Raw genomic sequence first — 20,286 nt, 5'->3', positions numbered from 1 at the left:
CATAATATGAAAGTAGGTTTGTTTATTCCTTGTTATATCAACGCTATTTACCCCAATGTGGGAGTGGCATCGTATCGGCTATTGAAAAGCTTGGGAGTAGACGTCGATTATCCGTTGGATCAGACTTGTTGCGGACAACCGATGGCAAATGCCGGTTTTGAAGATGAATCGATGAAATTGGCACTCCGTTTTGACGATCTGTTCCGGGAATACGATTACATCGTCGGTCCTTCCGCCAGTTGTGTGGCATTTGTGAAAGAGAATCATCCGGGGATTTTGAAGAAAGAAGGACATGTTTGTCAGAGTGCGGGAAAGATTTATGATATTTGTGAGTTCATTCACGATGTCTTGAAACCTTCCAAAATTCCGGCACGCTTTCCTCATAAAGTCAGTATTCACAATAGCTGTCATGGGGTGCGCGAACTGTTGATTTCTGCTCCCACCGAACTGAACATCCCTTATTACAATAAATTGCGTGACCTGCTCAATCTGGTAGAAGGCATCGAAGTATTCGAGCCCAGCCATATTGACGAGTGTTGCGGCTTTGGCGGAATGTTTGCGGTAGAAGAGCAGTCAGTTTCCGTCTGTATGGGGCGTGATAAGGTAAAAGATCATATCGCTACCGGAGCCGAGTATATTGTCGGAGCGGACAGTTCCTGCCTGATGCACATGCAAGGTGTCATCAAACGGGAGCATCTGCCTATTCAGATTATCCATATTGTAGAAATTCTAGCGTCGCAATCATGAGTACAAAACATTCAAAGGCTGCCGAAAAGTTCTTGCAGGACAGCAAGATGGCAGCATGGCATAACGAAACCCTTTGGATGGTCCGTGCCAAAAGGGACAAGATGAGCAAGGAAGTTCCCGAATGGGAAGAGTTGCGCAACAAGGCTTGCGAGTTGAAGCTATATTCCAACAGCCACCTCGAAGAACTTCTGCTGGAGTTTGAGAAGAATGCTACCGCCAACGGTGCCATCGTACATTGGGCAAAAGATGCCGATGAATACTGCGCCATCGTCTACAAGATACTGAATGAGCATAACGTCCACCATTTCATCAAGAGCAAATCCATGCTCGCCGAAGAGTGTGGCTTGAATCCTTTCTTGATGGAACGGGGCATTGATGTCGTTGAATCCGATTTGGGCGAACGCATCCTGCAACTGATGCATCTCGAACCGAGCCACATCGTACTGCCCGCCATCCACATCAAACGGGAACAGGTAGGCGAACTATTCGAAAAGGAGATGGGTACGGAAAAGGGAAACTTTGATCCTACCTACCTGACTCATGCCGCACGTAAGAACCTGCGCCATCTCTTCCTCAACGCCGAAGCCGCCATGACAGGCGCCAACTTCGCCGTTGCCTCAACCGGTGACATTGTGGTCTGCACCAATGAAGGAAATGCCGATATGGGTACTTCCTACCCGAAACTGAACATTGCCGCTTTCGGTATGGAAAAGATCGTCCCGGACCTGGATGCGTTAGGCGTGTTCACCCGATTACTCGCCCGTTCGGCAACCGGACAGCCGGTGACAACATATACCTCTCATTACCGCCGTCCCCGCGAAGGCGGTGAATACCATATTATCATCGTAGACAACGGCCGGAGTGCCTTACTATCCAAGCCCGACCATATCAAGACACTGAACTGTATTCGTTGTGGTGCGTGCATGAACACCTGTCCGGTGTATCGCCGGAGTGGAGGTTACTCTTATACGTACTTCATCCCCGGACCTATTGGCATCAACTTGGGTATGGCCCATACTCCAGAGAAGTATTACGATAATCTTTCAGCGTGTTCTCTGTGCATGTCCTGTTCCAATGTCTGTCCGGTGAAAGTAGATTTGGCAGAACAGATTTACAAATGGCGTCAGGATTTGGACGGACTGGGGAAAGCCAATACGCGAAAGAAGATCATGTCCGGCGGTATGAAGTTCCTGATGGAGCGTCCGGCATTGTTCAACGCAGCCTTGTGGGCAGCCCCGGTGGTAAATGGTCTGCCTCGTTTCATGAAATACAACGATCTCGACGATTGGGGAAAGGGGCGTGAACTGCCGGAATTTGCCAGCGAGTCGTTCAATGAAATGTGGAAGAAAAACAAAGTACAAGGAAAGGAGGAATCCAAATGAGCAGCAGAGAAGATATATTAGCCAGCATCCGGCAGCATACGCAGACGCGTTATGATCAACCGGATATTGCGGATATGAAACGATTGTCATATCCTGACAAGATAGAGCAGTTCTGTGCAATCAGCCGTGTGGTGGGTGGTACGGCAGTTGTGTTGGGTGAAGGGGAAGATGTGAATGCGGTCATACGCCGGACTTATCCGGACGCTATGCGTATTGCTTCCGTATTGCCGGATATTTCCTGTGCTACGTTCAATCCCGATAATTTGGATGATCCGAAAGAGCTGGACGGTACAGATGTTGCCGTAGTGAAAGGAGAAATCGGAGTGGCCGAAAACGGAGCCATTTGGATACCGCAGACGGTGAAATATAAAGCAATCTATTTTATCTCGGAGAAATTGGTCATTCTGCTCGACCGGAATAAAATTGTAGATACCATGTATGATGCCTACCGCAAACTGGACGGACAGGAATATCAGTTCGGAACGTTCATCTCCGGTCCGTCAAAGACAGCTGATATTGAGCAGGCGTTGGTGATGGGAGCGCATGGGGCACGGGACGTATTAGTGATATTGACAAATACAGACAATGAGATGGGAGATATTTTGCAACCGCCTTGGAGATATTGAGTGGAGGCAGTAACTTTGCGCAAACCAATGAATAGCGAATGGAGATAAAACTACCTATAAACGAATGACGACTATGTTTGACCCGAAACATCCAAGAGGCACGTATTCCGGCACGGCGGCAATGAAACCCCAATATGTGCTGATTACCGAGAATGGTAAAGAACGCACAAGCAATGTCACCGTTGTGCGAATTATGGAAGCGGTGTACAAAGTAGATATCCACGAGTATGTCACTATCGAAAAGTGTCTGCCGGTCAGACTTATCCGTTCTGCCGAACTTTTCGCTCTAAGTTTCTATAAGGATTCTCACATTGCCGCCTATTTCCGGGTCGGAAAAACGATACTACGGATGGTACGCAGCGGCTTCTCGGTCGAGAATGCAACAGATGTGATGTGCGATTTCTTTCAGTTGGCGAAGATTCCTGATGTACAAAACTGGACATGCGAGGAGTTGAAGCCTGCACCGCGGAAGGTGGAATCGACTCTTACTGTCGATGGCGAGGATTTCAGATATTTCGGTTGTGCGGATGTTATGGCTGCTCTTGAAAATATCATAGAGGGCAAATCAAAATGGCTTCTGCATGACTTTACGGATGAGGATGGCGGATATATAAATATTCATCGGTGTGATGACAATGACGGATTGGCAAAGTACAAAGTCGAGTTGGTAAGATGGACAAAACCCATACCGACAGGATACCGTTTCATCCTGTCCGACGTTGTCCCTTTACGCCGTTGGCTGTGGGATTTCACAGTGGAACGCACGTATCCCGACCCGCTTCCCGAATGGGAGACGTTTGATGTGACGGATTATTTTCAGCGATTGGCTTTCAGATTTTTAGATGAAGAGGATAAATTAGATAAGAAGGAAAGAGATGAACGGTAAATACAGTCTGCCGGTGGTGAAGGCAGTAGATTTAATTTGGACTAGTTTCGACAAGGAAGAGATACACCGTGGATACGCGATGCTTATGCAGGCGGCACAGCAAGGCGATGCAGACGCATTATGCTTCATCGCACGTTGTTTCATGGGCGAGGAGTATGTATGGAGCGGAGCCGGCTTTGCCACTGACGATGCTAATGCCTCAAAACTTATGCAGAAGAGTGCGCTCATGGGCAGTGCTACGGGGGTGCTTTGTGCCGTACGAAGCGGCAACTTCACTCCGGCGGTTCAGCGTGGGATGCCTTTTGAGTCGTTCAAGGAAGCTTTTGAGGAGATTCTCAAACAGGCTGAGCGTGGCAATGCGTTCTGCTGCTATATGATAGGAAATGTTTATTATTGGGGCGACTATCTGCTTGTTGAGCCTGAGCTTGCCAAGCAATTCAAAACCGAGGACAATTATAATGCTTGGGCCTATCCGATAGCAAAAGAATGGTACGAACGCAGCTTTAACGGGCGTATCTGTGCCGGTTGGGGCAATTATCGCAATATCCGTGAGTCAGGGCTCTGCGATATCAGGCAGGAGGTGTTTGAAGTTTATTTTCAAGCGCTTGCTGAGATTTCTCCGGTGATTTGCGGAAATTACGGATATTACCTCGGACATGAGAAAAATAATCCGGAGGCATCGCTCTCTTATTACATCAAGGCGGCACATCGCTACGATATACAGGCGACATTCAATGCTGGCTGTTGCTATGATGAGGGGTTTGGTGTGGAAAGAGATGTCGACATGGCTTTCAATTTCTATGAGATAGCTGCTATTGGAGGTCATCCTAATGCTCAGTGGCAGGTGGCATACTACTATTTCGATGGATGGGGCAGCATTGAACAGGATTATGCCAAAGCTGCCGAATGGTTTGAGAAAGCCTATCAGAATCCCCAAAGTGACGATAAAAACAGGGTGCGTTCGGCAGCCTATCTTGGCATCTGCTATCAGGATGGTCTCGGTGTAATACAGGATGATGACATAGCCCTGGAGTATCTTCAGGAAGCGGAGGAAGATATTGACATGTTGTGGGACCCAATCAATGCCATGGTGCTGAATGCGCTGGGAGTAGCCTATTATTTCGGGCGTGGCACAGAGGAAGATGAAGAATTGGGATATGAGTATTTTGAAGATGCGGCAGAGCTTGGTTTGGATACGGCAAAAGAGCATCTCCGACTGATAAATAAAAACTCATAGGATAAGAGTAGTAAAACATTTCATTATAATTATATGTATGCCAATAAAGTAAAGAAAATAGCTGCCGTACATGACCTTTCGGGAATGGGGCGCGTATCTCTGACCGTTGTCATTCCTATTCTTTCATCCATGGGTTTTCAGGTTTGTCCGCTTCCTACGGCTGTATTATCCAATCATACGCAATATCCCGGTTTCTCCTTCCTCGACCTGACGGACGAGATGCCGAAGATTATTGCCCAATGGAAGAGGCTGGAGGTAGAGTTCGACGCTATCTATACCGGATATCTGGGTTCCCCAAGACAAATTCAGATTGTTTCTGATTTTATCAGGGACTTTCGCCGGCCGGATAGCCTGATTGTTGCCGATCCGGTATTGGGAGATAACGGACGGTTGTACGCCAACTTTGATGGAGGAATGATAAAAGAGATGCGCCACTTAATCACGAAAGCAGATGTGATTACCCCCAATCTGACGGAACTGTTTTATTTATTGGATAAACCCTATAAAGCAGATAACACGGATGAAGAGCTGAAAGAATATCTTCGTCTTTTGTCCGACAAAGGTCCGCAAGTGGTTATCATCACCAGTGTTCCTGTACATGATGAGCCTCATAAAACGTCTGTCTATGCTTATAACCGTCAGGGAAACCGCTACTGGAAAGTGACCTGTCCTTATCTGCCGGCACATTATCCCGGCACGGGCGATACTTTCACCAGTGTCATCACCGGTTCTTTGATGCAGGGAGACAGTCTGCCGATGGCGTTGGACCGTGCCACACAGTTTATCCTGCAAGGTATTCGTGCCACTTTCGGGTATGAATATGATAACCGCGAGGGTATCCTGCTGGAGAAAGTGCTTCATAATTTGGATATGCCGATACAGATGGCTAGTTACGAACTGATTTAAGATAGAGAAACAGTGAACATCGTGGAAATATGTTCCGCTTGATGTTCACTGTTTCTTTTGAGAGAAAGGTTGAATTGTCAAAACTGATTTAGTTGCTAGCCTCTTTCATTAATTGTTCGAAATGCTTCACGATATCAGGGTGCTGTGCAGCTACATCATGTTCTTCCCTGATGTCATTCTCCAGATTATAGAGTTGCATCTGTGTATTGCCTTTCCGTATATTCGTAATGATTCCCTTCCATTTTCCCATACGGATTGCTTTGTTTCCGATTCTGGGATCGGGATATTCCCAATATAAGTATTCGTGTTGCTTTTGCTCTTCTTTTTTGCCGAGTAATGTAGGTAGGAAACTGATACCGTCTGTCGGCGGGCAAGAAATCCCTGCTATCTCGGCCAAGGTAGGCATTACATCCTGGAAAGCACAAATATGATCACTTTCCGTGCCCGGTTTGATGTGTCCCGGCCATGTCATGATTGCCGGAACCCGGATTCCACCCTCATGCAGGAAACATTTGCCCCATCCATATTCCGACTTGAAAAGGCCGCCACTGTTGAACCAGGGCGAATCACTTCCACCGTTGAATGTGGCTCCGTTGTCGGAAGTGAAGACAATAAGTGTATTCTCATATAGATTTTCCTTTTTCAATTTTTCTATCAATCCGCCTATTTGTTCATCAAAATAGCTGATCATTGCTGCATAAGTGGCGTGTGGATAACGGCAGGGCAGATAACCCGCTTTGCCTGTATAGGGTTTTTCGTCACCGAACTTTTCTACATAATACTTCACCCAACGTTCAGGAGCCTGCAGGGATACGTGCGGTAGGGGAGTAGTCCACATCAGGAAGAAAGGAGTGGATTGATTGGCACTGACGAATTTTAGAAGCTCATCAAAAATTAAGTCGTTGGCATATTCTTTTTGCGTATATTTGGCATAACTGGTCGGATCATTCGGGTCAGCATCTTTGTCCAAGGGACTTCGGTGAGGGTCGGTCACCTTGTTGGATAAATAGACACGTTCTTCATTCTTATATAAAAATGGTGGATAATACGTATGTGCCTGGCGCTGGCAGTTATATCCATAAAACTGATCGAAGCCCTGCTTGCCGGGCGTCCCTTCGGAGCCCGGATAACCAAGTCCCCATTTTCCGAAACATCCGGTAGCATACCCTGCCTGTTGCATCATTCGTCCGATAGTCATCGTGTTGGCTTGCAAGGGGAACTGTCCTTCCAGTTCTTTATGTGCATATACGGAATCATAGTTGTTGACGGCTCCACGTTCGGTCATTTCATTATTGAAACGGATTTGTGCGTGTCCGGAGTGCATGCCCGTCATTAATACGCAACGTGCCGGAGCTGATACAGGCGAACCGGAATAATGCTGTGTCAGTTTGATGCCTTCTTTGCATAAACGGTCGATGTTGGGTGTTTCTATTTTTTGTTGTCCGAAACAACCGATATCCCCATATCCCAGGTCGTCCATTAAAATATAAATAATGTTGGGTTGTGTTTGTAAAGTCTGCCCTTGCAGATAACTGCCGCATAGGGCGGAAACACCGATAAATAAGTTTCTTTTATTCATGGTATTCTTTTTTTAATCCCATTTGTAACCTTGCGGTACTTCGCTTTTTAAAACTGGTCCGAATTTATACCCTTGCTCTTCAAACCATTCCTTCTTTTGAAGCACGTGTTCGTAGAAACGGGTAAAGTCCAGTGGCTCTCCTTGATGCCACATCTGTTCTGCCAGTCCGATGATGCGGGGAAACAGGCGTTGGTCTATCATGCGTTCCGTCACTACATCGTCTGTCCATAAGGCGCAGCTCATGCCGAGAATCAACGGATTCTTTTCATTGTAGGCCTTGTTCGAAGGATTGTCCAGATACAAGTCTTTCAAGTCGAACGTGCGTTCTTTGGCGTATCCTCGCCACGGAGTGAGCGGGAAGTTGAGATACGTATAGTAGTTTGAACTGCAAATGACCGGATAGTTGTGCTTGAGCGCATTGCGGAGTGCCAAGTCTTTGTGGCCGCGGTAGTTCCACCATTGGATGACTGTGTTGTCGGGCAGCGGATATCCGTCCTGATATACGACATCTCCCCAGAAGATGGCTTTGCGCCCCTTCTGCTTCAAGTGGTTTGCCATCTGCGCGGAGAACCATAGTTGGAGGTCGTGGCTGTCTTTCAAGTTCAGCGCAACGATTCTTTTTTGACAGTCTTCGCATTTGTTCCAATTCCCCTTCGGTGCTTCGTCTCCTCCCAAATGGATGTAGGGGGAGGGGAATAACTCACATACTTCGTCCAATACGTTTTTCAGGAAAGTCAGCACCTCTTCTTTTCCGGCACAGAATATGTTTTGAGTGAATCCCTGTTGCGGCACTTCGACGGGCAGCCCGAAGCAGCCCAACTCCGGATGGGCGGAAAGAGCAGCTTCCGCGTGTCCCGGCATATCTATCTCGGGCACGATGGTGATGTTGCGCTGGCTGGCATAGTTGATTACCTCACGTATCTCTTCCTGTGTGTAGAATCCGTGTTGTTCTTCTGCCTTTCCTACCGAACCTCCTACTTGAGCAAGGCGCGGATACCGCTTGATTTCTATCCGCCATCCCAACCCTTCCGTCAGGTGCCAGTGGAAATAGTTCATTTTAAGCAGGGAAGCCATGTCGATATACTTCTTGATGGTGGATATCCGTTGGTATTGGCGTCCGGAATCGAGCAAGAAGCAGCGCCATTGCATACGGGGGGAGTCGGTGATGTCGGCACAGGCAAAGGTAAGTTTTCCGGCCGGGCCCGAAACCCATTGCCGCAAGGTCTGTACGGCGTAGATGAATCCTCTTTCGCCGGAGGCGGTTATGGTCATCTGTTTCGGATTGATGCTTATCTTATATCCTTCGGACGGAAGCGACGGGTCGTTCATCCAGCAGATGTGGGCGGCCGATGCTTTGGATTGCCATTTGACGGAAGCGTCGCGGAGTACTTCGCTGCGCAAAAGGCTTACGTAGAATGCGGTAGTGTCCGCAGTGTACATGGAAATGTTCTTTCGTAAGGTGAGTTTGCCTTTTTTCATTTCCACCTGGTTGGGGGAGGGGAATACGATTTGACCGCACGTGAGGGCTGCATAAGATACGAGCAGGAGAAGAATGGATAATCGGTGTTTCATACAGGTTATCTTGATAATGGTTAGTTGTAGGCAAAGTTAAGAATAAACTGTCCAAAGTGCCAAACACTTTGGACAGTTTCAATTGATTAAGGTCTATTTATTAATTCTCACTTTCCCAGCCGGGGTTCTGTTCAAGTTGGGGGTTCAGCACCCGTTCGTTGCGTGGGATGGGGTAGAGATAATAATAGTCGGGCCACAAATGAGTCTGTTGAGGATGGAATTCCAGATATCCTTCGGCAGCGCCGCCATCAATTGTCACATTGGTTTCTGCCGGGAAGTCAGATGTCCGTACATATTGTCCGAGTTTCTTTTTCAGTGCATAGTGGCATTTCTTCCATCTTCTCAGGTCGTCGAAACGGAAACCTTCGGAGAAGAGCTCGATGCGTCGCTCACGGCGAATCTCCCACAACAGGGGATTTACTTCGTAGTCGCCCGAATAATCGGAGTTTCCTTTGTCACGCTTCGGGTCGAAAGAAGCATCGATATTCGTAACAATCATCGGAGCTACGTTGGCGCGCGGGCGCAGTTTGTTGATGGTGAGGTTGGCTACGGACTGGTTGAATTCGCCCAATTCGCACATGGCTTCTGCATAGTTCAGCATTACTTCTTCGATGCGGAAGATGGGCATATCCGTCTCCTCGTTTCGTTGGTTACCCATCTCCAGATAGCAGCAGTAGTATTTCCAGTTGTTGTATCCGAAAGCTGATTTATACCACGGCTGGTCGTTCAAGAAGAAGTCGAAGTGTGGTACGGCTCCTAAGATACCTTCAGCATATCCTTGACGGAACGGCAACGTTTTCTGCCGCTCTTTGGGACTGCCGTATCCTATTCCCATACGCGTGGTGAGGCTGTCGATGAAACTTCTGTCTTTAGGATTGTCGGTAAATTCCCATTTGTTGTCCCATGCATTTTGCGATTTGCTACGGTCTATAGTATAAGGCGGAGTGACGTGTAACCATAAACGGTGGTCGCGGTTGCTGAATTCTTTGTACGGATCTTCATCACCTAAAAACAACGGGTTGTTCCAGCGCGGCTTACCGTTTGAGCAAAGATAGCTGTCTACCAAATCGCGGGTTGGATTGTAGAACGATGAGGCAGTGGTTCCGCCAATACTTACAGCGTGTACCACACCGACAGCGTTCGAATACTCTCTGTATAAAATCACACCCGGAACGTCTTTCAGTTCCAGCGAGCAGAATAAGTCGTCGTAGCAGTCGGCCACGTTGGGATACTTCTCTATCAGTTCGGCAGATACCCGCTTGCATTCCCGCAGGTAGGTTTCGGCATTACTCAAACCGTGGTATTTGCGCCATGTACCTTCAAACAGGCAGAAACGCGACAACAATGCTTGTACGCAGGCTTTGTTGATGGTGTTTGCCCCTTCGCCGTTTTCATTGATGCCCTTTTCGGCTTCTTTCAAATCGTTCAGGATATGTTCGGCTATTTCATCTCTCGATGCTCTCGGGCCTTCTATTAGTTCTGTCTCATCATCGCTCAATACGTGGTCAATCCAGGGCACGCCGCCATAGGCCGACAGGAGAGAGAAGTAGCGGTAACTGCGGAAGAAATATCCCACAGAACGCCAGTGTTTTTTCTCCGTATCCGTCATGTCGCTGCCTTCGATGCGGTCGAGCATTAAGTTCACGCGGCGGATATAGCTGTAGTAACTCCATACAGTATTGTCTTTTTTATCGGGAATAGTCACTAATTTCCGAATCCAGTTACTTTCGCTCGAACCTCTTGTCTGATTGAACGAGATGTCGTCCGTAGAGTTTTCCGAATCGTATCCCAATGAAGGCAGGGTTTCGTATAGTCCCCAGGCGTAAGCCTTGAAGTTGTCGTATGTTTTAAAAGCTGTTTCAGCGGTCGGGTCTCCCAAAGGATACCTTTCCAGGAAATCATTATTAAGACAGCCGGTCAGTAAAACCGTACATATCAGATATAAATATTTTCTCATAATGCATGGGTTATTAGAATGTAACATTGATACCAAGAGAGAATTTTCTCATAAACGGATATTCCCAAATGCCTTTCTGCAACATATCGGTTTCCAATCCCTCAGGCAAGTGGTCCCAAGTATAGAGATTTTCTCCACTGAAGAATACTTTCATCTCATCGAAATAGATGCGTTGCGACCACGTTTTGGGCAACGTGTACGAAAGTGTGATATTCTGTAGTTTCAAGTAAGATGCATCTGCCAGATACTTGGTCTGTTTCCAACGGTTGTAGGAGGTGTTTACTGCATTGTTAGCATATACGCGCGGAAAGTATGCGTTCGTGTTCTCGGGTGTCCAGAAGTCGAGCGTTTCCTTAAACAAGCTACCCCAAGTTCCGGTAGGCCATGCAATCTGGTCGGTACGCCAGTAATCGCGTTTGCCCACGCCGCGTAGGAAAATAGACAAGTCAAATCCTTTCCAGCTTACTCCTGCGGTGATACCGTAGTGGAAGCGCGGTGTTGAGTTACCGATGATGCGTTGGTCGCCCGGATCGTCTGCCGTTCCCTGTCCGCTCCAAATGGTTTCCGTGTCATCGTCGAAGTTTTTGTATAGGATATCTCCCGGATACACTTTTCCGGCTCCTTTCGGTTTAGGAATACCAGCTTTCAATGTTCCGTCTTCGTTGAAGTCGTCTACGGTGTAGAAACGGTCGGTGACGTATCCCCATATTTCTCCTATTTTCATACCTTTACGATAAATCTTATCACCCAACAGGTTAGTTTCGTTGTTGTACTTCGTAATCTCGCTTTGTGAGTCGTACAGGTTGAAGCCAATCCGGTAGCTCCAGTCTTTGTTGATACGGTCTCTCCAGTTCAATTCCAATTCCCAACCATAGGTTTTCAGGTCGGCGGCATTCTGTTTGGCAGCAGTAGCACCGATTACCCACGGAAGGTCCATACCAGGAGCCAACATTCCTTTGGTGTCGCGGCGATACCAGTCGAAAGTACCGTTCAGGCGGTTATTGAAGAATCCGAAGTCGACGCCGAAGTCCAGTGTATATACTTTCTCCCATGAGAAATTGTTGCTTACCATTGCAGGAACTCCCAGTGTAGTGGTTTTCTGTCCGTCTACTAACCAGTCTGTGAGATAAGGCGCCATGGAAGGAATGTACGGATAGTTTTCGGGGGTATTGTCAGGCTTCAGGATAATCTGGTTTCCGATAGAACCCCACGAAGCGCGCAGTTTCAGGTTGGAAAGAATGTCTCTTGTTTTTTCCATAAATGCTTCTTCCGAGATTCTCCATCCGGCTGAGAAAGACGGGAAGAATCCGAAACGGTTCTTCTTCGGGAAACGGGAAGTTCCGTCGTAACGTCCGTTGGCTTCCAGCATATATTTGCCGGCGTATGCGTAATTGACACGGTAGAACAAACCTCTGATGGCATATTCGTCAAAGCTGTCGCTGATAGAAGTCGTACCGGTCGAACCTGAAAGAGAAGGCAGGTTTTCCAACAATACGTCCTTACGTTCCGACCATTGGGATTCCTTGTGGCTCTCTTCCTGGTTGTATCCTCCCATGATGGCAATGTCGTGTTTGCCTATGGAGAAGTCGTAATTGGCAAATACGTTGACGGCATTGTAGTTGGTGAATCCTTGTGTCAGGGCATAACTTGAGTTTTCTGTACTGTTCAGGACTCCCGCAAAGTTGAAACCGATGTATTGGTATTTGTTGATATACATCCGGTTGTATTCGGTGGTGCGGTTAAATGTATATTCACCCGTTATTTTCAATCCTTTTAACGGAGATATGATAACACGTCCCAATGTGCGCAGGTCGTTTTTCTTGATAACTCTCGGTTCGCCATAACGTACATAAGTAGCCGATGTTTCGGCGGGATATACTACGCCGTCTTGTTCATACGGCAGGATGTTATGGTAAGATGGCAAAGCCATCGCACTTCCCCACACACCGTTGCGGCCGCCTTGCTCTACTTTGTTTTGAGTAGAGTTGGCATATCTGATATCCAACTGAGTGGTAAGCCATTTGTTGATATCCACGCTGAGGAAGCTGGACATATTGATACGGTTGAACTTGTCTTTGTCTGTTATCAGAATTCCGTCTTCGCCGGTGTATCCTAAACTTAAGCGGTAATTGGTGCGTTCGCTACCTCCCGAAACGGAGAAACTGTGGTTCTGCATGAAGCCGAAGTCTTCCATCATGTCGGCAAACATATCGTTTTCCCGCATTAAGAACAAATTGCCTTTGTCGTCAAATATATAACCGTTAGGATATTTGGAAGGGTCGCTTTGGTAGTCGCGTATGTATGATTCCCACCGGGTGATGTTTTTTCCGTCCACATACGTGTCATTCGCCCATCCCATCTCCTTGTAGGCCAATACCGACTCCAGCGGACTGGCTTTTTGCGGCAACTCCAATGCTTTCGAGAAGGAGAAGTTGTTATTGTAGTTGAATTTGGGAGCCATATCTTTTTTACCTTGTTTCGTCGTTATCAGGATAACACCGAAAGCGGCACGCGCTCCATAGATAGCTGCCGAAGCGGCATCTTTCAGGATAGACACGGTTTCAATATCTTGCGGGTCAATCATATTGATATCCATCGGTACGTTGTTGACCAGCACCAAAGGTTCACCTCCGTTGATGGAAGTTGTTCCACGGATATTATATGTCATGTCATCGCCGGGAGCACCTGTGGCCGATTCAATCTTCAAACCGGGCACAGCACCTTGCAAAGCTGCCGATACATTGGTTATAGGACGGTCGCCTAAGGATTCCTTGACGTTTACGGCTCCTACGGCTCCGGTCATATTCACTTTTTTCTGTGTACCGAATCCGATAACTACGACTTCCTCCATCGTTTGTGTGTCTTCCTGTAATTGTATGTTGAAGGATGTCTGGTTTTTCACAGGAACTTCTTGTGCGGTGTATCCGATATAAGTGATTCGGAGTTTGCCATTTGCCGGAACTTCCAATGAGAACTCTCCGTTGAAGTTGGTAATAGTAGCTTGCTTGCTACCCTCTACAAGAACGTTGGCACCAATCAAAGGCTCGCCTTGTATATCTGTGACCGTTCCTCGAATGGATATATTCTTACTCTTATTATCGGAAGATGGCTCTTCTTTAGGTTGAACAGGTATAATGATAATATGTTTACCTTCCATTCTGTAAGTAAATCCGGTTCCTTTTAATATGGAATTCAAAACAGAGGAAACAGTTTGTTGGGTAAAGTCAACACTTACCTTTTGTTTCACGTCCAACTTTGTCTGATTATAAGCGATGCTTAAATCCGTCTGTGCTTCAATGCTTTCAAATACTTTTAATAGAGGTTGGTTTTTCATAGATACTGTTATCTGCTGGCTCTGTCCAAAGACACTGCTACAAAAACATAAAGCAAATAACAATATATAAATTTTATGAATTTTTACGAGGTAATTCTTCCCCGATAACTTATAAAGTTTCATACTTCTGTGAGTTAATCATTAATACTAAATTTAAGTGTATACTACAAATTTGAATGAAGTAATTTTGATTGATTTAGGGGAGTTGGTATCCGCGAAATACCGACTTCCTTTTCTCTGTCTATCTGCCTCCTTTCTTGTTTTGGGGTGAATAAATTAAAAGCACGTTCTCGTTCTCTACTTTATAATCGATGCTTCCTATCGCTTTTGTTACAATATTCATGATATCTTTGATAGGAGCTTTATGTTTGAATTTGATCGTATATACATCCGTCGTGGCTAGATGTGGAGGAACGATGATCTGTATATTATATATTCTTTCTATTGTAGTGAAAATGTCTTTGAGAGTCATTCCGGCAAAGTTTAATTCACCTTTGGTCCAACCGGAGTATAAGGAAGCGTCAATGATTTTTTTATTGAATTCTCCGGTTGGATTGTCATATTCAAGTTGCTCATTGGGTGTCAGGGTAATGATGTCCTCATCGTTCGATTTCTGAACAACAATTGAGCCTGATTCAAGAGTGGCGATTGTTTTTTCATCTTCCGGATAGGCGTATACGTTGAACTTGGTTCCCAAAACTTTAACTTTCAGATGGCCGGTCTTGACAATGAACGGATGTTGGCTATCTTTCTTTACATCGAAATTAGCTTCTCCCATCAGATATACGGAACGCATGTCATTAGCAAATTTCTGTGGATATATTAACAATGTCCCTGAATTGAGATGCGCTATGGAACCGTCGGGCAAAGTGATTTGCCTCTGTTCTCCCTTAGGTACAAAGTATTCTACCAATTCTACAGGTTTTTCATCAAATTGCATATACAGGTAAGCTATCCAAATGGACAGCAGAGGGATGAGTAATGCTGCCGCTACTTGTCCCCATTTGCGCAACGTATAAGAAACGACTGTTTTTTGTGAATGTGGCAGCTTCTTGCGGAAATCCTGATAAGAACGTATGGTGCTTGCATCGGTTTTGAATTCTTGTTCTTCCCATACCTGCATCATTGCTTCTTCCTTCTTGTCCTGTCCAGCGGAGTCAATGATCCATCTCCATGTCTTTTCCTTAAGTTCGGGACTGAACTTGTCGGAAATAAAAATTTTAATTATTTTATAGGTATTCGACATATTAATGTTTTATGGTGATGGTTTCTTATATAAGATACGTAGCTGGTCAACTACGCACGGTCTGAATTCATATTTTTTTTAGAAAAATAGAAAAAAGGCAATAAATAGCACTTTCCGTATGTCTGTGAGGGCTTGTGAAAGATGGTTCTCGACAGTTCGTTTATTGATGCCTAACGTTTGGGCTATTTCGTCACTGCTCATTCCTGATTCCCGGCTCATCTTATATATTTTCTTCCGTTGCGGAGGCATTTTTTCCACAACCATTGCTACCAGTAGTTCAAGTTCCTTGAGTTGTATCTTGTCGTCAGTTTCGTTGCTTTCCGGTGTGGAAACAATCTTCTCGGCTTGTTTTTGCTGGTAGTTTTTGAATAGTAACGCACGTTCGATATGCCGGTATACCGCATTTTTGCAGACACGGAAAAGATAAGATTTGAAATTGTTGATTGTATTGAGGGATGAGCGGTTGCCCCACAGCATTAGAAATATATCCTGCGATATATCTTCCGCTTCTTCCGGCGATTGCAATAATCCGGTGATAAATCCTTTGACTTGTGGATAATAGTGAAGGAAGAAGGTTTCAAAAGCCTTCTCGTCTCCTTTGCTGATAGCCTCTAAAAGTTGTTTTTCATTAAAAGGTTGCATGCTGTTGAGGTTGGGTGAATACTATCAATTGCGCAAAAATAAGTAATTTTTATATCTATATCCTGTTATTAACAAAAAAATATTTTTTACAGTGAAATGAAAGTTCCAGTATGTATATGAATGAGGTGCTCTAAAAAGTGGCTCAGTTGTAATTCTTGGGGGATTTGGTTCAGGACACAGCCATATCCCTAAAAAATGATTCATTCCCGTGCGGAAATGCACCAAATCTCCAATTATCTGTATCCAAACTAGCTAAAAACTCTCTTACTGATTTTTTATGCTATCATCCGGTTTCAGCCGTTTCAGTTTTATTCGCAAACGCTTTGGTAAAAGGGGATAGCGGCTGAAGGCGGAAAAAAACACCCCCTGCGAGAATAGGTTGTAGCCAGGGGGGAGTGCTTTCAGCGCATTCAGCTTTTTCAGACTTGACAGTAGAGCTATATATTCATCGTGGTAGGTATATATACTCACCGTACTGGATCTATATGCCCACCACGCGGGGTATATAGATTCATCACCCGGGTAAAAGTGGGTGGCACGTGGTTAAGTTATACACTTTTGCATTCAGGGGTGACTTCAGCCAAAAACACCGATGAAAAGGGGATTTTTTGAAGAACTGAAAGCTGAAGGCGGTTTTTACTTTTTATATTTGGTAGGAGATTTAGTTGTAACAAGTAGGAGACTTGGCTGCAACAAGTACTACATTCAATGAAATGATATAGGAGACTTGAGTAAGTCAAGTACATGGTTCGGCTTACTTCAGTACTGCTTTGATTCATCCCCGCACCGGAATGAATCTTTTTTTAAGGATGTGATTGCCCTGAATCAAATCCCCCAAATTTTCAGACTGAGACCTGAGTCCTCCTTATGTGAATAAATTGGATAGACTTGATTTTTATAGAAAAAAAAAGCCACAGAAAATCAACGATTACCTGCGGCTTTTTTTTCGCACGGGAGGAGAGGCTCGAACTCCCGACACCCGGTTTTGGAGACCGGTGCTCTACCAACTGAGCTACTCCCGTATTTGTGGCTGCAAAGGTAGTACAAACTTTTGAATCTCCAAATAATCGGGTAAATAAGTTTTGAATTATTTTAATTTTTCCCACTCATCGGGCTTAAAGCCGACCAGGACAAAGCTGTCTGCCACTACTAATGGGCGTTTCACCAATTTACCGTTTGTTGCCAGCAGCGCTATTTGTTCTTCTTCACTCATACCTGGTAGCTTCTCGCTCAGTTTCAACTCTTTATAAACTAATCCGCTAGTGTTGAAGAATTTCTTTATAGGCAGACCGCTGCGTGGAATCCATGTTTTTAGCTCTTCAACCGTAGGATTTTCTTCTACAATTAATCGGTTTGTAAACTCAATGTTATTTTCTGTTAACCACTTCTTGGCTTTCTGACAGGTACTGCATGCCGGGTATTGCAAAAATAAAGGTGTCATACGCAATTATTATTAAATGATTATTATATACTTATTTTTTTATGAAAGTATCTGTAAATCTTGATACATTATCCGATAAGCCGCCGCTTTCTTATCCAATGCCAGCGGGTAGGCCCGCGAGGAAGAAGGCATACGGTATAACCTCATAGCCCGTCCTTCAAAAACGAATTCTGCGTAATCGCCCACTTTCGGTTCTTCCACATCGAACTGCTGCCGGAGCGTATCTGTAGCTTTTTGCCCCGTGGTGACGATTGCCTTACATTCGGGAAGCTGACGAAGTAATGCTGCTACGTCGGTGGCTTCCACCACTTCCAGAAACTTGTCCGAAGCATTATCCTGCAATCTGCGAATAGAAGAAGCCGTATCGAACAGTGCAATCCCTTTTTCGTTCAAAAAGTCTATAATCCGTTCGCGAACGAACGCTTTTCGTGTCGAATTTAGAAAGTGCTCTTTGTTATTGAAGAATAAAACACCGAAAATCCGCCACATGTCATTGTTCAGGTTCGGGTAGTAGAAGTCCATCGACCAGCGTTTCTTCTGCGGTGGAAAACTTCCCAGCATAAGTAGTTGTGCTTTCGCTGGGAGAAACGGTGCTAACGGATGTTTTTCGATTTCCATTTTTATGCGTTATTTAATTTCTTGCAAAAATAATGATTCTATTTTCTTTTGTTTCATAAGCAATCCATTTCTTTTTGTTGATTAATAATAAAGATGGTATGTCAGTTTTCATAGAGCCTATAAAGACAACAAAAAAAGCAGAGGTTCAAAACCCCTGCTTTTTCTATCGTGTCAATCTTTACGATTTTCTAACACTTGCGACCACTTATTTTTTCGTTTCTGTGTCGTCATCCTTGCGTTTCTGCTCTTTTTTAGCCAGTAGGACGATATTATACACATAATCCGTCATCCACTGTTCCGAGTATCCCAAACGCTCCTTATACTGACGAACAGCCGCAGCTGTTTTGTGCACGTCATCTGCCTTCCATACCGTCTTCGTGCATACATCATGAACCGTCTTCTGCGTCATTCCATAAAGAGCCTTCTTGAAAATAGACGGCATACGGAACTTCCACTGCATCAAGTTTCCCATCAACATCATCAAGTCATTGGAAAATCCCTGGTACATGAACAAATAAGACTGGATATCATTCTGTGTGCGGCAATTACGTTTCACCGAAGCGTCAATTTCTTTGAAGAAACTCTCGTTCAGCCCGTAATCCTGCATCAGCATCTTGCGTGAAGCTGATTTCTCCGCCAGTCCCAATTTGCCATTCTGTGTAGGCACTTTAAACAAACGTTTAAAATTAGCTACATCCGGCAAGAAGCGGATATTTGTGATACCAAGATTGGTGGCGATAACTGACTGGAAATAAACCCGGGTCAGAGATATGAAATCTTCTACATTGCCGACTTTCGTTTCATCGGATTTCTTCTTGAATAAACCAAATAAGCCCATTGTTATATTTACAATTTTATTATTTACAATTTACTATTGGAGTGCGTGGAAGCTATGTCGCATAACTATCCATTGGCAATCTGCCCGCAAAGGTACAAAAAAACAGCGGGTTTCACCAACATTCCAAGTCCTTTTCGATGTCCGGCATTGTCTCTTTTTATTATATGTGATTATTCGTTCTTTATCCGGAAGTAGAATTTGTGATTTTCGAATACAGGTTCTACAATATCATAACGAACAAATTTGGCAAGCAGATGTTCAGCAGCGCGGCGTGAAACTCCTGTCTGACGGCAATAGCGGTTGAGTGAGAGTAATGCTCCCTGTTCCAGTTGTTCCAGTAAAAGCTGTTCCCGTTCAGTGTATCGGATAAGTTCTCCCCGCGGGCTGTCGCTTTGTTGCCATACACGGAGATGTATGGGAGTTGCCAGTATATTCTCGTCTTTGATGCGGAGATAGGCGAGAGGTTTGCCCGTTTCATCTTTGGCATACACCGGTTTGTGCGGAGTTTCTTCGATGGTAGCCACTAAAACCTGTCGTCCTTCTACTATATATGTTTTTAGTGTGTATTCCACTTCTGGCACACAGTAAAGTTGCGCGGCGGCTTCAATCATATATCTCTCTTCTTCGGAGCGTACTCCTGCTATTTTTCCGTTGTCTTTTACGCCGATAAGTAATCGTCCCCCGTCGGTATTGGCAAAAGCGGAGAGAGTCTTGGCTATTTTGCGTGCGTCGGAAATTTCGAACTTAAAATCCTGTTGTTGATGCTCACCCTCAGCAATCAGTGCATGTATATAATCGGTATCTGTAAGCAGTTTCATGGCTGCAAAGGTAGATAAAACAAGGTGAAAAGCTTTTTTTTTGCATAATTTTCGAAGAATATTTCAAAAAAAATATTGTTTTTATGCGTTTATTTCGGGAAACAGTGTATTTTTGCGGCACATTATTAACGAAAAAATAAAAGGATTATGAAAGAATTGGTAGAAAAAGTAGCAGCTCTTTATGCTGACTTCTCTAAAGATGCTAACGCTCAGATTGAAAACGGTAACAAAGCAGCAGGAACTCGTGCTCGTAAAGCTTCTTTGGAAATCGAAAAAGCAATGAAAGAATTCCGTAAAGCATCTTTGGAAGCTGCTAAACAGTAATAGTCAGAAGACTACTAAGATACAGGAAAAAGGAGAGGGTCTGTTGCAATAAGCGACAGACCCTCTTTCTGTACTGGCAATATCTTTTTTAATGGAAGATTTGAAAGTGGATACCTAAATCAAATTTAATCGT

17 protein-coding genes and 1 tRNA gene are annotated in these 20,286 nt (G+C 45.0%); 7 read left to right on the top strand and 11 right to left on the bottom strand.

The window, feature by feature from the left end:
- Positions 1-6 precede the first annotated feature (6 nt).
- The 6 genes from CLIN57ABFB40_RS11050 to CLIN57ABFB40_RS11025 all read left to right on the top strand — a co-directional run bounded on the left by CLIN57ABFB40_RS11050 (position 7) and on the right by CLIN57ABFB40_RS11025 (position 5,784).
- Positions 7-747, top strand: a complete 741-nt coding sequence (locus tag CLIN57ABFB40_RS11050) for a (Fe-S)-binding protein (protein ID WP_175630093.1) — start codon at positions 7-9, stop codon at positions 745-747.
- A complete protein-coding gene (locus CLIN57ABFB40_RS11045) occupies positions 744-2,129 on the top strand; it encodes a lactate utilization protein B (RefSeq protein ID WP_175630092.1) in 1,386 nt (461 codons plus the stop codon). Before CLIN57ABFB40_RS11050 ends, CLIN57ABFB40_RS11045 begins: the two co-directional genes overlap by 4 nt.
- The gene (locus CLIN57ABFB40_RS11040; protein WP_175630091.1) at positions 2,126-2,755 is read left to right on the top strand and encodes a lactate utilization protein C; all 630 of its coding nucleotides are present in this window, start codon (positions 2,126-2,128) and stop codon (positions 2,753-2,755) included. Before CLIN57ABFB40_RS11045 ends, CLIN57ABFB40_RS11040 begins: the two co-directional genes overlap by 4 nt.
- A gap of 73 nt (positions 2,756-2,828) precedes the next feature.
- The gene (locus tag CLIN57ABFB40_RS11035) at positions 2,829-3,641 is read left to right on the top strand and encodes a hypothetical protein (RefSeq protein WP_175630090.1); all 813 of its coding nucleotides are present in this window, start codon (positions 2,829-2,831) and stop codon (positions 3,639-3,641) included.
- Positions 3,631-4,878: a tetratricopeptide repeat protein gene (locus tag CLIN57ABFB40_RS11030; RefSeq protein WP_175630089.1), complete on the top strand. Its 1,248-nt coding sequence runs from the start codon at positions 3,631-3,633 to the stop codon at positions 4,876-4,878. Before CLIN57ABFB40_RS11035 ends, CLIN57ABFB40_RS11030 begins: the two co-directional genes overlap by 11 nt.
- A gap of 33 nt (positions 4,879-4,911) precedes the next feature.
- Positions 4,912-5,784 (top strand): pyridoxamine kinase, encoded by an 873-nt coding sequence (locus CLIN57ABFB40_RS11025; RefSeq protein ID WP_175630088.1) that lies wholly within the window; start codon positions 4,912-4,914, stop codon positions 5,782-5,784.
- A gap of 88 nt (positions 5,785-5,872) precedes the next feature.
- On the opposite strand, the gene CLIN57ABFB40_RS11020 is transcribed toward CLIN57ABFB40_RS11025, so the two are convergent.
- The 11 genes from CLIN57ABFB40_RS11020 to CLIN57ABFB40_RS10970 form a co-directional block, all read right to left on the bottom strand.
- Complete coding sequence (locus tag CLIN57ABFB40_RS11020; protein ID WP_175630087.1) at positions 5,873-7,363, bottom strand: arylsulfatase; 1,491 nt, start codon at positions 7,361-7,363, stop codon at positions 5,873-5,875.
- Between the two features lie 12 nt (positions 7,364-7,375).
- Positions 7,376-8,935, bottom strand: coding sequence for a beta-N-acetylhexosaminidase (locus CLIN57ABFB40_RS11015; protein ID WP_175630086.1), 1,560 nt, complete (start codon positions 8,933-8,935; stop codon positions 7,376-7,378).
- A 100-nt stretch (positions 8,936-9,035) separates the two neighbouring features.
- Positions 9,036-10,892, bottom strand: a complete 1,857-nt coding sequence (locus tag CLIN57ABFB40_RS11010) for a RagB/SusD family nutrient uptake outer membrane protein (RefSeq protein ID WP_175630085.1) — start codon at positions 10,890-10,892, stop codon at positions 9,036-9,038.
- A 13-nt stretch (positions 10,893-10,905) separates the two neighbouring features.
- Positions 10,906-14,349, bottom strand: coding sequence for a TonB-dependent receptor (locus CLIN57ABFB40_RS11005; RefSeq protein ID WP_175630084.1), 3,444 nt, complete (start codon positions 14,347-14,349; stop codon positions 10,906-10,908).
- Between the two features lie 118 nt (positions 14,350-14,467).
- On the bottom strand, positions 14,468-15,472 hold the full coding sequence (locus CLIN57ABFB40_RS11000) for a FecR family protein (RefSeq protein ID WP_175630083.1): 1,005 nt from the start codon (positions 15,470-15,472) through the stop codon (positions 14,468-14,470).
- 78 nt (positions 15,473-15,550) lie between these two features.
- Positions 15,551-16,114, bottom strand: coding sequence for an RNA polymerase sigma-70 factor (locus tag CLIN57ABFB40_RS10995; protein WP_175630082.1), 564 nt, complete (start codon positions 16,112-16,114; stop codon positions 15,551-15,553).
- A 949-nt stretch (positions 16,115-17,063) separates the two neighbouring features.
- A tRNA-Trp gene (locus tag CLIN57ABFB40_RS10990) sits at positions 17,064-17,136 on the bottom strand.
- A 65-nt stretch (positions 17,137-17,201) separates the two neighbouring features.
- Positions 17,202-17,555 (bottom strand): arsenate reductase family protein, encoded by a 354-nt coding sequence (locus CLIN57ABFB40_RS10985; protein WP_175630081.1) that lies wholly within the window; start codon positions 17,553-17,555, stop codon positions 17,202-17,204.
- Between the two features lie 39 nt (positions 17,556-17,594).
- A complete protein-coding gene (locus CLIN57ABFB40_RS10980; protein ID WP_175630080.1) occupies positions 17,595-18,173 on the bottom strand; it encodes a uracil-DNA glycosylase family protein in 579 nt (192 codons plus the stop codon).
- A gap of 205 nt (positions 18,174-18,378) precedes the next feature.
- Positions 18,379-19,011, bottom strand: a complete 633-nt coding sequence (locus CLIN57ABFB40_RS10975; RefSeq protein WP_136014065.1) for a hypothetical protein — start codon at positions 19,009-19,011, stop codon at positions 18,379-18,381.
- Positions 19,012-19,181: 170 nt separating this feature from the next.
- Positions 19,182-19,829, bottom strand: coding sequence for a helix-turn-helix domain-containing protein (locus CLIN57ABFB40_RS10970; RefSeq protein ID WP_175630079.1), 648 nt, complete (start codon positions 19,827-19,829; stop codon positions 19,182-19,184).
- 147 nt (positions 19,830-19,976) lie between these two features.
- Between CLIN57ABFB40_RS10970 and CLIN57ABFB40_RS10965 the strand changes: the two genes are divergently transcribed.
- On the top strand, positions 19,977-20,153 hold the full coding sequence (locus CLIN57ABFB40_RS10965) for a histone H1 (protein ID WP_024988745.1): 177 nt from the start codon (positions 19,977-19,979) through the stop codon (positions 20,151-20,153).
- The last annotated feature ends 133 nt before the right edge of the window (positions 20,154-20,286 follow it).

This window comes from Bacteroides acidifaciens, assembly GCF_903181435.1.
GTDB lineage: Bacteria > Bacteroidota > Bacteroidia > Bacteroidales > Bacteroidaceae > Bacteroides.
This window is presented reverse-complemented; position numbering and strand designations above follow the sequence as displayed.

Coding starts and splice junctions, on each gene's coding strand:
- CLIN57ABFB40_RS11050 (WP_175630093.1), top strand. CDS start 7: ATGAAAGTAGGTTTGTTTATTCCTTGTTATATCAACGCTATTTACCCC.
- CLIN57ABFB40_RS11045 (WP_175630092.1), top strand. CDS start 744: ATGAGTACAAAACATTCAAAGGCTGCCGAAAAGTTCTTGCAGGACAGC.
- CLIN57ABFB40_RS11040 (WP_175630091.1), top strand. CDS start 2,126: ATGAGCAGCAGAGAAGATATATTAGCCAGCATCCGGCAGCATACGCAG.
- CLIN57ABFB40_RS11035 (WP_175630090.1), top strand. CDS start 2,829: ATGTTTGACCCGAAACATCCAAGAGGCACGTATTCCGGCACGGCGGCA.
- CLIN57ABFB40_RS11030 (WP_175630089.1), top strand. CDS start 3,631: ATGAACGGTAAATACAGTCTGCCGGTGGTGAAGGCAGTAGATTTAATT.
- CLIN57ABFB40_RS11025 (WP_175630088.1), top strand. CDS start 4,912: ATGTATGCCAATAAAGTAAAGAAAATAGCTGCCGTACATGACCTTTCG.
- CLIN57ABFB40_RS11020 (WP_175630087.1), bottom strand. CDS start 7,363: ATGAATAAAAGAAACTTATTTATCGGTGTTTCCGCCCTATGCGGCAGT.
- CLIN57ABFB40_RS11015 (WP_175630086.1), bottom strand. CDS start 8,935: ATGAAACACCGATTATCCATTCTTCTCCTGCTCGTATCTTATGCAGCC.
- CLIN57ABFB40_RS11010 (WP_175630085.1), bottom strand. CDS start 10,892: ATGAGAAAATATTTATATCTGATATGTACGGTTTTACTGACCGGCTGT.
- CLIN57ABFB40_RS11005 (WP_175630084.1), bottom strand. CDS start 14,349: ATGAAACTTTATAAGTTATCGGGGAAGAATTACCTCGTAAAAATTCAT.
- CLIN57ABFB40_RS11000 (WP_175630083.1), bottom strand. CDS start 15,472: ATGTCGAATACCTATAAAATAATTAAAATTTTTATTTCCGACAAGTTC.
- CLIN57ABFB40_RS10995 (WP_175630082.1), bottom strand. CDS start 16,114: ATGCAACCTTTTAATGAAAAACAACTTTTAGAGGCTATCAGCAAAGGA.
- CLIN57ABFB40_RS10985 (WP_175630081.1), bottom strand. CDS start 17,555: ATGACACCTTTATTTTTGCAATACCCGGCATGCAGTACCTGTCAGAAA.
- CLIN57ABFB40_RS10980 (WP_175630080.1), bottom strand. CDS start 18,173: ATGGAAATCGAAAAACATCCGTTAGCACCGTTTCTCCCAGCGAAAGCA.
- CLIN57ABFB40_RS10975 (WP_136014065.1), bottom strand. CDS start 19,011: ATGGGCTTATTTGGTTTATTCAAGAAGAAATCCGATGAAACGAAAGTC.
- CLIN57ABFB40_RS10970 (WP_175630079.1), bottom strand. CDS start 19,829: ATGAAACTGCTTACAGATACCGATTATATACATGCACTGATTGCTGAG.
- CLIN57ABFB40_RS10965 (WP_024988745.1), top strand. CDS start 19,977: ATGAAAGAATTGGTAGAAAAAGTAGCAGCTCTTTATGCTGACTTCTCT.